This is a genomic window from Prevotella sp. HJM029, assembly GCF_000599605.1.
Classification (GTDB): Bacteria; Bacteroidota; Bacteroidia; order Bacteroidales; family Bacteroidaceae; genus Prevotella.
In genome coordinates this window covers 17,833-31,325 of record NZ_AZHT01000003.1, presented here as the reverse complement: position 1 = coordinate 31,325, position 13,493 = coordinate 17,833, and the positions used below count along the sequence as shown (strand labels likewise).

The 13,493-nt window shown below is 49.2% G+C and carries 16 protein-coding genes; 11 read left to right on the top strand and 5 right to left on the bottom strand.

Annotation, left to right across the window (positions count from 1 at the left end; translation table 11 throughout):
* Positions 1-35: 35 nt before the first annotated feature.
* A complete protein-coding gene (locus X919_RS16325; RefSeq protein ID WP_155949623.1) occupies positions 36-269 on the bottom strand; it encodes a hypothetical protein in 234 nt (77 codons plus the stop codon).
* A 546-nt stretch (positions 270-815) separates the two neighbouring features.
* Here X919_RS16325 and X919_RS0100715 point away from each other — a divergent pair.
* Positions 816-1,061 (top strand): hypothetical protein, encoded by a 246-nt coding sequence (locus X919_RS0100715; RefSeq protein ID WP_036916562.1) that lies wholly within the window; start codon positions 816-818, stop codon positions 1,059-1,061.
* 425 nt (positions 1,062-1,486) lie between these two features.
* Here X919_RS0100715 and X919_RS0100710 read toward each other — a convergent pair whose 3' ends face one another.
* Positions 1,487-1,705: a hypothetical protein gene (locus X919_RS0100710; protein WP_216592143.1), complete on the bottom strand. Its 219-nt coding sequence runs from the start codon at positions 1,703-1,705 to the stop codon at positions 1,487-1,489.
* A 109-nt stretch (positions 1,706-1,814) separates the two neighbouring features.
* Between X919_RS0100710 and X919_RS0100705 the strand changes: the two genes are divergently transcribed.
* The 7 genes from X919_RS0100705 to X919_RS0100670 all read left to right on the top strand — a co-directional run bounded on the left by X919_RS0100705 (position 1,815) and on the right by X919_RS0100670 (position 8,814).
* Positions 1,815-2,036 carry a DUF2795 domain-containing protein gene (locus tag X919_RS0100705; protein WP_028898611.1) on the top strand — a complete coding sequence of 74 codons (222 nt, stop codon included), beginning with the start codon at positions 1,815-1,817 and terminating at the stop codon, positions 2,034-2,036.
* A gap of 396 nt (positions 2,037-2,432) precedes the next feature.
* Positions 2,433-3,344: a PorP/SprF family type IX secretion system membrane protein gene (locus X919_RS0100695; protein WP_081759389.1), complete on the top strand. Its 912-nt coding sequence runs from the start codon at positions 2,433-2,435 to the stop codon at positions 3,342-3,344.
* A 5-nt stretch (positions 3,345-3,349) separates the two neighbouring features.
* Positions 3,350-4,795, top strand: coding sequence for a T9SS ring complex lipoprotein PorK/GldK (locus X919_RS0100690; protein ID WP_028898609.1), 1,446 nt, complete (start codon positions 3,350-3,352; stop codon positions 4,793-4,795).
* Positions 4,795-5,535 carry a type IX secretion system motor protein PorL/GldL gene (gene gldL, locus X919_RS0100685; RefSeq protein ID WP_028898608.1) on the top strand — a complete coding sequence of 247 codons (741 nt, stop codon included), beginning with the start codon at positions 4,795-4,797 and terminating at the stop codon, positions 5,533-5,535. Before X919_RS0100690 ends, gldL begins: the two co-directional genes overlap by 1 nt.
* A complete protein-coding gene (gene gldM / locus X919_RS0100680; RefSeq protein WP_028898607.1) occupies positions 5,535-7,091 on the top strand; it encodes a type IX secretion system motor protein PorM/GldM in 1,557 nt (518 codons plus the stop codon). Before gldL ends, gldM begins: the two co-directional genes overlap by 1 nt.
* A 1-nt stretch (position 7,092) precedes the next feature.
* Positions 7,093-8,139, top strand: coding sequence for a type IX secretion system ring subunit PorN/GldN (gene gldN / locus X919_RS0100675; protein WP_051502348.1), 1,047 nt, complete (start codon positions 7,093-7,095; stop codon positions 8,137-8,139).
* A gap of 45 nt (positions 8,140-8,184) precedes the next feature.
* Positions 8,185-8,814 (top strand): porin family protein, encoded by a 630-nt coding sequence (locus X919_RS0100670; RefSeq protein WP_028898605.1) that lies wholly within the window; start codon positions 8,185-8,187, stop codon positions 8,812-8,814.
* A gap of 410 nt (positions 8,815-9,224) precedes the next feature.
* Here X919_RS0100670 and X919_RS0100660 read toward each other — a convergent pair whose 3' ends face one another.
* Both X919_RS0100660 and X919_RS0100655 read right to left on the bottom strand, forming a co-directional pair.
* Positions 9,225-9,410: a hypothetical protein gene (locus tag X919_RS0100660; protein WP_028898603.1), complete on the bottom strand. Its 186-nt coding sequence runs from the start codon at positions 9,408-9,410 to the stop codon at positions 9,225-9,227.
* A gap of 10 nt (positions 9,411-9,420) precedes the next feature.
* Complete coding sequence (locus X919_RS0100655; protein ID WP_028898602.1) at positions 9,421-10,602, bottom strand: phosphoribosylaminoimidazolecarboxamide formyltransferase; 1,182 nt, start codon at positions 10,600-10,602, stop codon at positions 9,421-9,423.
* A 42-nt stretch (positions 10,603-10,644) separates the two neighbouring features.
* Here X919_RS0100655 and X919_RS0100650 point away from each other — a divergent pair, with 42 nt between their 5' ends.
* Positions 10,645-10,959: a hypothetical protein gene (locus X919_RS0100650; protein ID WP_081759388.1), complete on the top strand. Its 315-nt coding sequence runs from the start codon at positions 10,645-10,647 to the stop codon at positions 10,957-10,959.
* 147 nt (positions 10,960-11,106) lie between these two features.
* On the opposite strand, the gene rplS is transcribed toward X919_RS0100650, so the two are convergent.
* Positions 11,107-11,472 (bottom strand): 50S ribosomal protein L19, encoded by a 366-nt coding sequence (rplS, locus tag X919_RS0100640; protein ID WP_028898600.1) that lies wholly within the window; start codon positions 11,470-11,472, stop codon positions 11,107-11,109.
* A 206-nt stretch (positions 11,473-11,678) separates the two neighbouring features.
* Here rplS and X919_RS0100635 point away from each other — a divergent pair, with 206 nt between their 5' ends.
* Both X919_RS0100635 and X919_RS0100630 read left to right on the top strand, forming a co-directional pair.
* Complete coding sequence (locus tag X919_RS0100635) at positions 11,679-12,446, top strand: 5'-nucleotidase C-terminal domain-containing protein (RefSeq protein WP_028898599.1); 768 nt, start codon at positions 11,679-11,681, stop codon at positions 12,444-12,446.
* Positions 12,447-12,514: 68 nt separating this feature from the next.
* On the top strand, positions 12,515-13,339 hold the full coding sequence (locus tag X919_RS0100630) for a bifunctional metallophosphatase/5'-nucleotidase (protein WP_051502351.1): 825 nt from the start codon (positions 12,515-12,517) through the stop codon (positions 13,337-13,339).
* Positions 13,340-13,493: the final 154 nt, after the last annotated feature.

The window sequence follows — 13,493 nt, the reverse complement described above, 5'->3', positions numbered from 1 at the left end:
GTGGTAACCTATGCCATCGGCATTGTACTCTCTTTTTATCCATTGCCAGCATGCCAATCGGTGGGGGATGCTTGGGCGGAGAGGGTATCGGCATATCCAATTGGATGGGATATTTGAAAAGAGGGGTTGCCAGCACGTTCAATAGGAGGGAATAGTTTGTTGGATAGTTTGCCAATATATTTAGACGGCAGGAAAAGTCGGACGGAGGGGTTGTCAGCATATTCAAACGGGTGGAATGTTTTGGCGCGGCATTTGCCGAATGGTTCCATCCATAAAAACGACTTGGAGTTGCCCTCGTTCGCGATAACCACCTCTCGTTATCGCGAAAATTACCCTCGCCCGCGATAACTTGTGCTCGTTATCGTGAAAATTACCCTCGCCCGCGATAACTACCTCTCGTTATCGCGAAAATTGCCCTCGCCCGCGATAACCACCTCTCGTTATCGCGAAAAATACCCTCGCCCGCGATAACCACCTCTCGTTATCGCGAAAATTACCCTCGCTCGCGATAACCAACGCTCGTTATCGCGAAAATTGGCCTCGCTCGCGATAACCACTGCTCGTTATCGCGAAAATTACCCTCGCCCGCGATAACCACCTCTTGTTATCGCGAAAATTGCCCTCGCTCACGATAACCACTGCTCGTTATCGCGAAAAATACCCTCGCCCGCGATATCTACCTCTCGTTATCGTGAAAATTGCCCTCGCTCGCGATAACCAACGTTCGTTATCGCGAAAAATACCCTCGCTCGCGATAACCACCTCTTGTTATCGCGAAAAATACCCTCGCCCGCGATAATATTCAAGAGGAGGATGTGGGCGTGGCCTTTTCCGCCAATGTTATAAGGTGGGAGGATGTGGGCGTAGCCTCTGTCGCCAATGTTATAAGGACTGGAACAGCCGTGAGTATCTTTTCCGCCAATATTAAAAGGTGGGAGGGGGTGGGCGTAGCCTTTTCCGACAAAGTTACAAGGACTGGAACAGCCGTGAGTATCTTTTCTGCCAATGTCACAAGGAGGGAGGATGGTGGCGTGGCTGTTGCCGCTGATATTATAAGGTGAAGGGTTGTCGTTGGTTGCTTTTCCGACAATGTTATAAGGAGGGGGATTATTTTAGACACTACCAGGGTTTGTCATTTTTAGGCCTCCATGAGTATCTTCCATTACAATAAGGATTAAGACCAGAAAACTGATGGAGAATATCAACAATAGCACATGTTCCCTCCATGAGTATCTTCCATTACAATAAGAATTAAGTGTACGTTGTCAAACAAAAGTGAACAGCTGGAGCCTCAATTAAGTTTGGAGTTTTAGTATGAATTATATTAATAGAAAAGGCTTTGCAAAGGTTGTATATTATCCAAGATTGTGGGGAGTCTTTTCTTTTACTTGCTATTGTAATGTTTAAAAACTAACGATACAACCCTATTTTTTGATTGGCAAAAGAAGGTGCGAAGAAATCTTTGTTTACAACAACATTTAATACTTTAACTCAGTAAGAAGAACTTATTTGTGGGTAAATCGGCCTGTTGGAGTATGTACTTTTTAGCACAATATCGTAGGGAATAGTTGGTAAGCGACTCGTAGCAGTCGACTTTCTTGGCATAATCTTCCATGAGATAGCGTAGGGAATAGTTGGTAAGCAACCCATGGTGTGATTCTTCGTGCTGCACCTTTATTTTAGGATTTACAAAGGAACTTTGCACAATAAAATTGCTAAGGAAAAGAAAAAATAAGTGCATTTTCTTGCCAATACAAGATAAATGATTATTTTTGCACCCAAAAATTGTAACAACTAATAAAAATCGAAATCCTATGTATTGGACACTTGAATTAGCTTCAAAGTTAGAAGATGCGCCATGGCCTGCAACAAAGGACGAATTAATCGATTATGCCATTCGTTCGGGGGCACCACTTGAAGTGTTAGAGAATTTGCAGGAGATAGAAGATGAGGGCGATGTTTATGAAAGCATCGAAGATATTTGGCCAGACTACCCTTCGAAGGATGATTTCCTTTGGAATGATGATGAGTATTAATGCTCCTTTCATCGGTTGGCGATGAGGAGTGGAAGCAACAGAGGTCGCGCACTGAGAGCGGCCTTTGTCTGTTCTTATCCTCATGTGTTATGTCAGCTCTTGTACGGAGGAACGGTTATGAATAACAGCATTTGTATGGTTGCTTGTTAGCTGTTGTAGCGTAAGAGATTAGCTGGTTGCTGCTCGAGGGCAAACAAAAGTGGGCGTGATTGCACTATAATCTGTGCGAGATGACGCTGTAAAATGCGCTACATTGTTACACAAAACCATCGCTTTTAAAACGGAACTTGGTACCAATGGCGCGGCCCGTGACGAGGAATGGCTTTTTAAAGGGCAATATAAGCACAGAAAAAACGTTATAAACAAGTGAGGCTTCAGCTTAAAATCATAGTAGTTATGATGGTTTGGTCATTTGGAATGCCCTTGCGGGCGCAACTCAATGAGGCGCCTATCCATTACTTCGACTTGCAGTCTGTGGTCAACCCTGCGGCTGTAGGTGCAGATAAGTTGTTGCATCTGCGTGCCGAGGGGACTTTGAGTTTTGCAGGAGCGCAGCGCCATCCGCGTACCTTCTATGTGGCTGCCGATGCCCCTTTACCGCTGTCCCGCCAGCAACATGGTGTGGGGTTGCAATGGATGCGTCACCAGTTGAACCTTTCCACGCAGCAACAGGTGATGTTGCAATATGCTTATCACTTTCCGTTGGGGCATGGGACGCTGGCCGCAGGCGCACAGATAGGCTTGCTGACCGAAACGTTTGATGGAGAAAAGCTCGACCCCAGTCAACCCCATAACCCTGCCTGGCCCACGTCAAAAGTAACAGAACATGCAATGACGATGGGTGTTGGTGTGTATTATGCGCAGCCATTGTGGTTTGCAGGATTTGCGGTTCATGCGCCCAATGCGCCCACGTTGCAGCTTACCCCCGCCTATGCGGTGACCCATAAGCCCCTTTATTCGTTGGTGGGTGGCTATGATATGCACTTTCGCAACCCCCATTTGACGCTTAAAACGTCGGCGCTCTTGCAGGCCACACAAAAGAAATTTCGTGCCGATGTCACCGCACGCATGGTTTATCAACGTGACAAAAAACAGGTTTATGGCGGCCTGACCTACAGTCCTACACATGCCGTTACCGTCCTCGTTGGGGGCACATTTCATGGCGTGGTGTTGGGCTATCATTACGAATATTACACCTCGGGCAGCAATTTGCGCGAAGGGCGGCATGGCTGTTTTGTGGGCTATCAAACCGAAATTAACGTGGGCTCGCAGCGCAGAGGCCGTCATCAGAGCATCAGAATATTATAAAGGATATGAATTACAAGACGATACGAACAGGGTGTTTGCTTTTCATCGCAATGGCTTTCATGGGCTGTTTCGGCGGCAGGTCGATGTCGTTGGCAGGCCGCGGCGGCGAAGTCGTGGGCGTGGGTGGCGGCAAACCCTTTTCAGAACCTGCACCTTATGGCATGGTGAAGGTGGATAGAGGCTTCCTCCACATGGGACTTGCGCAACAAGACTCGTTGTGGGGCAGCAACACTCCGGTGAAGGATATTTCGGTAGATGGCTTTTGGATGGACGAAACCGAGGTGACTAATGCCAAATATAAGCAGTTCGTGATGTGGGTGCGCGACAGCATTTTGCGCACGCGTTTGGCCGATCCTGCCTATGGAGGTGACGAGAGTTATCTGATAACCGAGGACAAAGACGGCAACGCTATCTCGCCACAAATCAATTGGAAGAAGCCGCTTCCACGCCATCCTAACGAAGAGGAGCAGCGGGCTTTTGAAAGTCTTTATGTCACCAATCCCGTGACGGGCGAGAAACTTTTGGACTGGCGGCAGATGAATTATCGTTATGAAATCTATGATTATACGGCGGCGGCGTTGCGCAAAAACCGCATGAATCCCGCTGAACGCCAGTTTAACACCGATGTGAAGCCTGCCGATGAAGTGGTGATGATTTCAAAGGATACGGCCTATATCGATGACAATGGGCAGATTGTGCAGCAAACCATCGATCGTCCTCGCACAGGGCCTTGGGACTTTTTGAACACCTATATCGTCAACATTTATCCCGACACCACGTGCTGGGTGAACGATTTTAAGCATGCCGACAACGAGATGTATCTGCGCAATTACTTCAGCAATCCCGCCTATAACGACTATCCTGTGGTGGGCGTCACGTGGGAACAGGCCAACGCTTTCTGTGCCTGGCGCACGGCTTATCTGCTGAAAGGTTTGGGTTCGGAGGCGCGTTATGTGCAGCGTTACCGCCTGCCTACCGAGGCCGAGTGGGAATATGCGGCGCGAGGAAAGCAGGGAAATGAATTCCCTTGGGAGAATAAAGAGATGAAAAATGGGCGAGGTTGTTTCTATGCCAACTTTAAACCTGACCGCGGAAACTACACCGAAGATGGCAATCTCATTACAAGTAAGGTGGGCATCTATGGTGCCAATTCCAACGGATTGTTTGATATGGCAGGCAATGTAGCCGAGTGGACGAGCACCGTTTACACTGAGTCGGGGGTTGAAGGCATGGACGATTTGAATCCACAGTTGGCCTATCAAGCTGCAAAGGAAGACCCTTACGCGTTGAAGAAAAAGAGTGTGCGCGGAGGATCGTGGAAAGACCCCGAGAGTTTCATTCGTTCGGCGTGGCGCAGTTGGGAATATCAAAACCGGCCACGTTGCTACATTGGATTCCGCTGTGCGCGCAGTTTGGCTCATACCCCAAGTAGTAATCAAACGAAAAAGTGATGACAAAATATAGCAAAATCAATATGGTCTATCGGCTGCAAAAGTGGATGGACAGCGTGGCAGGGCAGACTTTTCTGAATTATGCCTATAGTTGGGGTGCGGCGATTGTGGTGCTTGGTGCGCTGTTTAAGCTCATTCATCTGCCGGGAGCCGATGTGATGCTCATCTTAGGTATGGGCACCGAGGTGGTGGTGTTTTTCCTTTCGGCCTTCGATCGGCCTTTCGATAAGACCACCGATGGCATGGAGCTCTCCACACATACTGATGAGGCGAAGCCGAATGGAGTGGCATCTGCAGCGCATTCTGTCGCTGCCACGGCCTCTGTTGCTCCGTCGGCTGTGGAGAAGAAACAAAACATAGGGATGCAAACTCCTTTGTCTGCAGCTATCGTGCCACCCGCAACAGCACCCGAAGGGATGGCCGAGGCACAACAACAATATGTGGAGGCGTTGCAGCAGCTCACGCTATTATATAAAAAGGTGGGCGAGCAAAGCCAGCGTTTGACACAGGATAGTGAAGAGATGACCAATCTCAACCGCACACTTACAGGCATCACTAAGGTGTATGAAATGCAGTTGAAGAGTGCCAGTCAGCAGATGGGCACTATTGATGACATTCAGATGCAAACCAAATTGCTGGCACAACACATCGAACAGTTGAATGGCATCTATGCCCGCATGATAGAGGCGATGACCACTAACATGCGCGATGCCGCATCACAACCCACACAAACCCCATAATGGCTATTCGCAAACGGCTCATCTCACCACGCCAAAAGATGATCAACCTCATGTATATCGTCTTGTTGGCAATGTTGGCACTCAACGTCTCTACCGAGGTGTTGGACGGCTTTTCGTTGGTGGATGCAGGATTAAGGCGCACCACAGCCAATGCTTCGCGCGAGAATGTGGCGCTCTATAACGACTTTGCCAAAGCCTTAAGTCAGCAGCCCGAAAAGGTGAAAGCATGGTTTGCACAAGCCAAACAGGTGAAGGAGGCTAGCGACTCACTCTACAACTTGCTGCAAGATTTGAAGGTGGCTTTGGTGCAACAGGCCGATGGTCACGATGGCGATGTGGCGGCTATTCGCCATAAAGACAATGTGGAAGCAGCCAACATCGTGATGCTTGCACCGGGAACTGGTCGTGGAAAAGAACTTTTTAACGCCATCAATCAATATCGAAATCAGTTGCTCACGATGGTGGCCGACGCCCAACAACGCAGCATTATCAGCAGCAATTTGGCCACAACGGTGCCACAGCAGGCACGCCGACATGGTAAGAATTGGCAGGAATATTGTTTTGAAAATATGCCTGTAGCAGCTGCTGTCACGCAGCTTTCGAAGCTACAAAGCGACGTGCGCTATGCGGAAGGCGAGGTGTTGCATACGTTGGTGGCGAATATCGATGTGCACGATGTGCGCGTGAATCAGCTCAATGCTTATGTCATTCCCGAGAAAACAACCCTCTATCCCGGCGAATCATTCAAGGCTTCTATTGTGATGGCAGCGGTTGACACAACGCAGCGACCGCAGATTGTCGTGGGTGGTCGACCGCTAAGTACGCCCAATGGGCAATATGCTTTCACGGTATCGGGTCTTGGCGAGCACGCTTTCTCGGGTTATATTGCCGTGCGCAACCGTCAAGGAGAGTGGCTTCGTCGTCCGTTTACACAAACCTATCGTGTGGTTCCTGCGCCTCATACAGCAACCGTAGCTGCCGACATGATGAATGTGTTGTATGCCGGTTATCCCAATCCCATGAGTGTCAGTGTGCCCGGCGTGCCGACCAATGCGGTGCAAGTGATGGCAACGGGAGGCAGATTGCAGGCAAAGGGCAACGGCCATTATGTGCTGACGCCGCATGCTGTGGGGCAGCCGGTGACCATTTCCGTGCGGGCGATGGACCACGGACAGCAGCGATTGTTGCCCACAACGACCTTCCAAGTGCGCAAATTGCCCGACCCAACGGCCTATCTCGGCCTTGGAACCAATCGTTTTAAGGGCGGCAGTCTGTCCAAAGGTGCGCTCCTTTCGGCCACACGTGTGCAGGCAGCCATTGACGATGGCCTCTTGGATATTCCCTTCCGTGTGTTGGGTTTTGAAACCGTTTTCTTCGATGCCTTGGGCAATGCCGTGCCCATCGCTTCGGCAGGAGCCGATTTTTCCGACCGGCAGCGTGAGACCTTCCGAGGCCTTTCGCGCAATCGTCGTTTTTATATTACCCATGTTCGCGCAGTGGGGCCCGATGGAGTGGTGCGCACATTGCAGGGTGCTTTAGAAATTATAGTGAAGTAAGATGAATAGAAAGAAATACTTGTTGTCGGCCTTGTTGCTGACGATGGTTACCGCAGGGGGAGCACAACCGCCGGCAAGGCGGGCTGAGGCTGCAATGAAAAAGCAGAAAACGAATGCCAACAACCTCACGTTGCGGGCAAAATTGACGTTCCCAACGGCCAATCCGGTGAGTGAAGATGTGGTGTGGCGACGCGATGTTTATCGTGAGCTTCGATTGGATGATGCAGCCAATGTGGGGCTGGCTTATCCTGTGGTGCCTGAGGATGGCAACATGAACCTCTTCACCCTGCTTTTTAAACTCATGATGGCAGGGCCGACACGTGGCGGTGTAAACGTGTATCAATATCGTTTGGATGGGCAGGAACGCTTTGCCGACGATGCGCGCATCAAGCCACTTACGTTCCTCGACGACCACCACATTTTTTACGAAAAGACCGACAAGGGCGTGCATATCGACAACAGCGATATCCCTTCGGCCGAGGTGAAGCGCTATTATATCAAGGAGAGTGCGTATTATGACCAAACAACTGCTTCGTTTCATCGTAAGGTGGTGGCGCTGTGTCCCATCTTAGAACGCGACGATGATTTTGGCCATGGCACAACGAGCTATCCCTTGTTTTGGGTGCGTTATGATGATGTTGCGCCGGCCTTGGCGAAACAGCGGGTGAGGACGAGTGCGCTCAACCAGGCCGAGACGATGAGCTTAGCCGACTTTTTTACGCTTCATCTCTATCGTGGAAAGATTTACAAGACCGACAATTTGTTGGGACAAACGCGTCCATCGTTGGGCAACGACAGTACTTTGACGCAGGAGCAGCGCCGCATAGAGCAGGAGATTGCGACCTTTGAATCGCGGATTTGGGGCGACCCAGCACGCAAAGATTCGGTGGATAGCATGGCTACAGAGCAGAAAGAAGCCTCAAAAGCAATTCGAAAACGAGCAGAGCACAAGCCCACTGCTGCGCCCAAAAGATTGCATCGCAGGGCAAGTCAAAAGGCAGCGGGCACCACACCGGCACGCGTTTCGGTGCGCCGAGAACGGCATTAAATGAACACTCAACTTTTAATCACAACATATAAAAAGTATTATTTCATGAAGAAAATGATTTTATGGGCATTGTTGGCACTCGGTATGAGTACCAGCATGCAGGCACAAACCGATGTTTCTTTTGGATTTAAAGGCGGTCTAAACGTGACAAATTTCTGGCTCAAGAACCGCGTGTTGAAGAAAGAAAACCAAGAAGGATACTTCTTTGGCCCCACATTGCGTGTGGCATCGCCCGTCACTGGATGGGGATTTGATATTGCTGCAATCTACGATCAACGCCAAGCCAAACTCTATGCCGAGAACGATGGCATTACTTTGTTGCAACGACAGATAGCTATTCCGCTGAATTTGCGTTATGAGATAGGAGTTGCCGATGCAGCAGCAGTCTTTCTCTTTGCAGGTCCACAGATAGGTCTTAACATCGGCGAGAAGAGCAAAAGCTTTTATGACGACGCTGCCAACTGGCGTTTAAAGACGTCGGCTTTCAGCGTGAATATGGGCTTTGGTGTGATGTTGTTGAAGCATTTTCAGGTGCATGCCAATTATAATGTGGCATGTGGCAAAACTGGAGATGTCACATTTAATTCAGCAGCCAATAGTGTGTTTAATGATATTTCGGGCAAGAAAAAGGGGCGTGCCAGCGCATGGCAAGTGGGCATGGTTTATTATTTCTAAGGCAAACCATCGTTGCTGCGTTTGTGCAGCAGACGAGAACTGATGAAAACGGGTATTCGGCAGGTGCGGAACACCCGTTTTTAATAAAATTACTTGTTCAGCAAGTGCTGAACATTTGTTTTTAATAAAAGTGCTTGTTCGGCAAGTGGCGAACGTCTGTTTTTGATGAAAGTGCTTGTTCGGCAGGTGGCGAACGTCTGTTTTTGATGAAAATGTTTGTTCGACGGTGGACGAAGGCTTGTTTTTAATAAAAATATTTGTTCGCCCGTGGACGAACGCTTACTTTTAATAAAAATGCTTGTTCGTCCACGGGCGAACAACGAAAAATGATAATAATGGCTGTTCGTCCACGGACGAACAGCCATTATGTGAAGAAAACATACGTCGTCCGTGGACGATATGCGTTTGGATTATCGGTGGCGCTTGGCACGCTGTTCTTGGTATTTAGCCTTTTGTTTGGCACTGCCTGAGCCGTGTGCGCCCGTGATATATTTTTTCTTTTTGGCTTTGGTTTTCACCTTATTGTTGCCCGTTTGCGCTTTGGGTGCTGCACGAAACACCAACCCCGTCTCGATGATTTCGTCAATATCGCTCATAAAGGGTGGCTTAATGGTGGAACAATCTCACGTGGGTGAAGGCCATGGCGATGTCATATTTGTCGCAGGTCTCGATGACATTGTCGTCGCGGATGGAGCCTCCTGCCTGCGCAATGTATTGCACACCGCTCTTGTGGGCACGCTCAATGTTGTCGCCAAAGGGGAAGAAGGCGTCGCTGCCGAGCGCCACATTCGTGTTTTGTGCAATCCAGTCGCGCTTCTCTTCGCGGGTTAAAATGGCAGGCTTCTCGGTGAAGAACTGTTGCCAAACACCGTCGCGCAACACGTCTTCATGGTCGTCGCTGATGTAAACATCTATAGTGTTGTCGCGGTCGGCACGGCGAATTCCCTCCTTAAATGGTAGGTTCATCACCTTTGGACATTGTCTAAGCCACCAGGTGTCGGCCTTTGAACCCGCTAACCGGGTGCAGTGGATACGACTCTGTTGGCCAGCTCCGATGCCGATAGCCTGCCCATCTTTTACATAACAAACCGAGTTGCTTTGCGTATATTTTAAGGTGATAAGTGCAATGATGAGGTCGCGTTTTGCTTCGGGGGTGAAGGTTTTGTTGCGTGTAGGCACATCGGCGAAGAGTGCGTCGTCGGTCAGATTAACCTCGTTGCGGCCTTGTTCGAACGTCATGCCGAACACCTGTTTGCGCTCAATGGGCGCCGGAACATAGGTGGGGTCGATTTGAATGACGTTGTAAGTGCCTTTGCGTTTCTCCCGCAACACGGCCAAAGCATCGGGCGTGTAGGATGGTGCTATCACGCCATCGCTCACTTCGCGCTTCAAGAGCAGTGCTGTTTGCAGGTCGCAAGTGGTGCTCAAAGCCACGAAATCGCCATAAGAACACATGCGATCGGCACCGCGTGCACGTGCATAAGCACTGGCTATGGGTGAGAGCGGCTCATCGATGTCGTCGACAAAATAAATCTTCTTGAGCGTGTCGGTGAGTGGCAAACCGATAGCAGCACCGGCAGGCGAGACGTGTTTAAAGCTGGCTGCGGCAGGCCATCCCGTGGCATCTTGCAATTCTTTCACCAACTGCCACGCATTGAGCGCATCTAAAAAGTTGATGTAGCCGGGGTGGCCGTTGAGCACTTCGAGAGGGAGTTGACCTTCTTCCATGAAAATCTTGGAAGGCTTTTGGTTGGGGTTGCACCCATACTTCAACGTTAATTCTTTCATTTGGGGGCTTATTTTTTGTTTTTGCAAAGTTAATAAAAAAATATGATTACCTTTGCACCACAGGATTATATTTCGATAAAGGTTATGAAACGCAAATGGAATGAGCTGCTACACCATGGGGAAAGCAGACTTGTAGAGCATGCAAAACCTCAGAAAGATTTTGAACGAGCCTCAACAATTTTGGCTCATAGCCACGTGCATTTGTCAGCGGGTTCGCTGAAACGGCTATGGGCTTATTTAGTGGGGCATGAAAAACCTTCAACAGCTTTTTTAGATCGTTTAGCACTCTTTGCGGGCTTTCAGGATTGGGAAAGTTTGCGAAAGACGTTCTTAGACGAAGAAACGCCGCAGGAATGATGGTGCAAAAATGGTGTGTGCACACAGCGGATACCAGCCGATGCTTGCGGCAATGGCTTGCTGTTGGCCATATAGCACACATAAAAAGAGGTGAGACACGCAAACGTGTTCCACCTCTTTTTATTTCTTTGTGAAAAGGAGCGGTGCTTATTCGGCTGCAGTTTTGCTGCTTCTCTTTTCGGCAATACGAGCTTTCTTGCCCGTGAGTGCGCGAAGATAATACAACTTTGCACGGCGAACTTTACCACGCTTGTTCACTTCAATTGAATCGATGTTGGGTGACTCAAGTGGGAAAATACGCTCTACACCAATCGTTCCCGACATCTTGCGCACCGTGAAGCGCTTCTTTTCGCCATGTCCTGAAATCTTAATCACTACACCGCGATAAAGCTGAATACGCTCTTTCGTTCCCTCGATAATCTTGTAAGCCACAGTGATGGTGTCACCAGGACCGAAGGTTGGGAACTGTTTTCCGGTTGCAAATGCTTCTTCAGCAACTTTAATTAAATCCATTTTATTTATAAAATTAAATTTGTTTCTTGCCCAACGCAACATGTTGTACAACTCTTCTGTCAGCAGCGGTTACGTTGTAAAGCGGTGCAAAGATACAAAAAACAACGTGGTAGATGGTTCTTGAAGACTTGTTTTTTTTGTTTTTAACACTATTACTTCGCATTTTTCTGCAAATTCGCTACCTTTGTATGCCTAAAACAGAACGTATGAATTGCAAAACAACTTTTTTATGGATGGCACCCTTGTTGTTGACCTTGGCTTCGTGTCGGCAACATTATGTGCTGACCGACGTGACGCGCAGCCGCATACTCATCGACAAGCGCTATGATGCCACGCCCGAACCTGAAGCCAACGCCTTTCTGCAACCTTATCGACATGTGGTGGATAGCATCATGAGTCCCGTGGTGGGTGAGGCAGCTAAGGACATGGCGGTGCATCGTCCCGAGAGCGATCTCTCCAATTTGCTGGCCGATATCATGTGCTGGGCGGCGAAGGATTACAACGAGCAGGTGGACTTTGCAGTCTACAACATGGGCGGCATTCGTGCGGCGTTGAAGAAAGGCAAGGTGACTTTTGGCGATATCGTGGATATTGCTCCCTTTGAAAACAAAATCTGTTTCCTGACGCTTTCGGGCGAGAAGGTGAAAGAACTCTTTTCTGAAATGGCCTACACCGGTGGCGAAGGGGTGAGCAAGGGCGTGAAACTCGTGTTTACCAACGACCGCAAGCTGCGCAGCTGTGCGCTCAACGGCCGTCCCATCGACGACAAAGCCTCCTATCGCGTTGCCACAATCGACTATTTGGCACAGGGCAACGACAAGCTCACGGCTTTCAAATCGGGCACAAATCTCAATTCGCCGAAGACGCAAGAGAACGACACCCGCTTCATCATTACTAATTATTTTCGCCACAAAATGGCGCAGGGCGAGCCGGTGAACAGCCAGGTTGAAGGGCGCATCGTGGTTGAAAAATAAGTTTTTTCTTTTCTTAGCAAACAATGAACACATTATTCTATCTACGCATCCCGAGATTGCGCGCGGTGATGGCCGCCGTGCTTCTGTGCATGGCATGGCCGCTGATGGCGCAAAAACAGCTCACCATTCTTCACACCAGCGACACCCACAGCTGCATTATGCCGTTGAGTGAGCAACTGGCCGATACGCTTTGGGCCGGTCGTGGCGGCTTCGTGCGCCGTCTAAGCATGCTGCAACAAGAGCGCAAGGCCGACAAAGATCTGCTACTTTTCGATAGCGGCGACTTCTCACAAGGTTCACCCTACTACACATTATTTAAAGGTGAGGTGGAGATTGGGTTGATGAATCGTATGCACTATGATGCAGCAACCATTGGCAACCACGAGTTTGACTTTGGTATTAACAACATGGTGCGCATTTTCAAGATGGCACATTTCCCCATTCTCTGCTCCAATTATGATTTCACGGGCACACCGCTCGATGGCGTGGTCAAACCCTATACCATCATCAAGCGCAAGGGATTGAAGATTGGTGTCTTTGCCCTCGACCCGCCTTTAGAAGGTTTGGTGGTGGCCAAAAACTATCTGCCCATTAAATATCTCAACCCCGTGCGTGTGGCCAACGACATGGTGAAGCTGCTCAAGGGGCGTGAAAAGTGCGACCTTGTCATTTGCATCTCGCATTTGGGTTGGCTGCGTGAGGGCGATGGCGACCCACAAGTGTTTGCCCAAACGCGTGGTGTCGATTTGGTGTTGGGTGGCCATTCGCACAGCTTTTTCACGACGCTGCGTTATGTAAAAGATTTGGATGGACACGAAGTGCCCGTTGACCACAATGGTAAAAACGCCATTTTTGTGGGCAAAATGCAGCTACATTTCAAGCCAATTCGGTAGCATTTGCCCACTAAACTGGTATCAAAAAGTAAATAGATAAATGCAGAAGGCGAGCATCAATCATGCAAACCTTCTATGTAAATGGGGTGTGTGCTGGCAGTAAGTCTTTCACTATTGCCCCCTTTCAGCGTCGCAGATGAACAAGAAATCGCCC